Raw genomic sequence first — 2,530 nt, forward strand, 5'->3', positions numbered from 1 at the left:
AAATTTTAAATTAATTTTAAAAAAGTTTACAACCTGGCAACAAAGGATAAAATCCTTGCCATTGCCACAGAATAAATTCCCATATAAAGAAGGTATCTTATTAAGTTTAACTTAACCTTTTCATATCTGTAATGAACCTTGAAAAATGATATGGAATCAAGGCTAAATACATACCTTCTTCTGTTAAGAGAATAAAGTATTATATTGCTATTTCCAACCTCAACCATGTTAATAGAATAATATATGTCGTCATTTACAGAAAAATCATAAAAATTTTTCAGTATGTATATTTTTGACCCATTTCTTGCAAAGGTTGTTGAAACATTTGGCTTTAAAAGCTCATCCGGAGAAATCATCGGGAAAATATTCTACAAAATGATATAAACTTATCGATTACAAATACATTTTAAACGAAATTATGCATCTGTATTTTAATACCGTTTATAAAATTCTGAAATATATCTGTGGCTGTAACTACACCAACGCCACCGGGTACAGGTGTTATTGCCTTAACAATGCCGGATACCTCATCAAAATTTACATCTCCATAAATTTTATTGCCCTCATAATTAATTCCCACGTCTATGACTATAGAATTGTTATTTACAAAATCTTTGCCAAAATAATGTTTTTTGCCTATTGCGGCAACCAGGATGTCTGATGATTCGACAATTTCCTTTAAATTTGACGTTTTACTGTGGCATATACTTACAGTAAAATCACGGTTCAAAAGCATCATTGATAATGGCCTCCCGACAACGGGGCTCCTATTAACTATGCACACATTCCCATTTTTAATTCCATAATGTTCAAGGATGTCTACAACTGCCCTTGCTGTGGCTGGTGCTATTTCCTCATTCCTTATATATAAATTTCCAAGATTTACCGGTGAAAGGCCATCAGAGTCCTTGTAGTATGGTATGTATTTTATTATGTCATAATAATTTAAATTCTCAGGCAGGGGTGATTCCATCATTATTCCATGTATATTTTTGTCAATACTGTATTTTTTAATTAAATCTATTAATTCATCCTGGTTGATGTTTTGATATTTATCCAGTGTCACGTTAATTCCAAGTTTTTTTCCACGCCTTATCTTTGCATTTGCATAAATTGACGATGCAGCATCATTGCCGATCTGTATTAATTTTAAATGCGGCATTATTCCGTATTTATTTTTAAGGTCATCAACCTCATTTTTGATTTCTTCCATTTTTTTATTTGCAACAAGGTTCCCGTCAAGTATCATCGCTTCACCATTTTTTAATAATCCACATGGTTATTTTGGTTTTATTAATAAATTCTTTTAAAATTAATTCCTCCATTTTTTATATTTATTATGGATAAAGGTAATTATAAACCTTGGTATTTAAGTCATAAATGGGTAACATTATAAAATTGCTTGAAGGACTTGTAAAATCCAATTCATACTACGGTCTTATAAATAATGAGATAGATAATATAGCAAATGATATAACTTCTGGATATGATTTAAAATTTATTAAGAAAAAATATGATTATAAAAATATTGATTTGCTATATGAATTCGCACATTACAGGATATTGAATGCACATAAATTTTCGAAAAGCAGCAGATTATTCTTTGACAAATACGCATCAATGTATTCAACACCGGAAATAATTGGAGATTACAGGGGTGAAAAACTGAAAGGCAGTGAGATCATTGATATAGGTTCCGGAGCAGGCATGCAGGCCATATTTTTTTCAAAATATTCCCATGTAACGGGAATAGAGATAGACAGGGTTAGATACCTCCTATCATTGCTAAATAAACGCGCATATAATTCTGATGCAAATTTCATAAATAATGATGCCTTTAATGATATAAGGTATTCCGCTGATATAATCTTTTCAGATCCCCTCAGGCCTGCAATGGCCAGTAAAAGGAAGATGGATGATCTCATTCCAAATCCTGAAATTATAATGAAAAGATTTAATCCAAATGCTGGTTTTGTTTTTGATTTACCACCACAGATGAGATGGGAAAACATAGGCATAAATGGTGAAAGGGAATATATATCTGTGAATGGTTATATTAGTAGGCTAACATTGTATACAATGAATCCCGAGAAAGATTTTACCTCAGCGGTTATGCTTCCCGAAAGGAGGAGGATAACAGGTAAGCCTGAGGAGATTAAAATCGTCAACCAGAATAATAAAATATATGATTATTTATATTTACCTGATATAAGCTTAATATATTCTAAACTGCTTTATAAGGCCATAGATGATAATATGCATTTAATATATCATGATAAAAAAAGGCTTTTATTCACATCCAATGAATATATAAAAAATTTCTTTGGGCGTACATATATACTGGAGGCAAGATCATCAATAGAAAAACTTAAAAATGAATTAATAAAACTAAATGCCGGAAAAATATTTTTTATTTTTTCAATTGATACATCAGAATATTATAGGTTAAAAAATGAGATGGAAAAACATCTAAATGGAGACAAAACATACTATATTTTTAAAAATAATAATTGCTATTTAATAGCAAGGA

General features: G+C 30.4%; 3 protein-coding genes. 1 reads left to right on the forward strand and 2 read right to left on the reverse strand.

Annotation, left to right across the window (positions count from 1 at the left end; genetic code table 11):
• Positions 1-26: 26 nt before the first annotated feature.
• Positions 27-356, reverse strand: coding sequence for a hypothetical protein (locus AOG55_RS04295; protein ID WP_054963806.1), 330 nt, complete (start codon positions 354-356; stop codon positions 27-29).
• A 50-nt stretch (positions 357-406) separates the two neighbouring features.
• Positions 407-1,249 carry a bifunctional methylenetetrahydrofolate dehydrogenase/methenyltetrahydrofolate cyclohydrolase FolD gene (gene folD, locus AOG55_RS04300; protein WP_055032495.1) on the reverse strand — a complete coding sequence of 281 codons (843 nt, stop codon included), beginning with the start codon at positions 1,247-1,249 and terminating at the stop codon, positions 407-409.
• A gap of 131 nt (positions 1,250-1,380) precedes the next feature.
• On the opposite strand from folD, the gene AOG55_RS04305 reads away from it, so the two are divergent.
• Positions 1,381-2,530, forward strand: a 1,150-nt coding sequence (locus tag AOG55_RS04305; RefSeq protein WP_055040939.1) for a class I SAM-dependent methyltransferase, incomplete at its 3' end; no start/stop codon positions are given.

It is taken from the genome of Acidiplasma cupricumulans (assembly GCF_001402935.1).
GTDB lineage: Archaea > Thermoplasmatota > Thermoplasmata > Thermoplasmatales > Thermoplasmataceae > Acidiplasma > Acidiplasma aeolicum.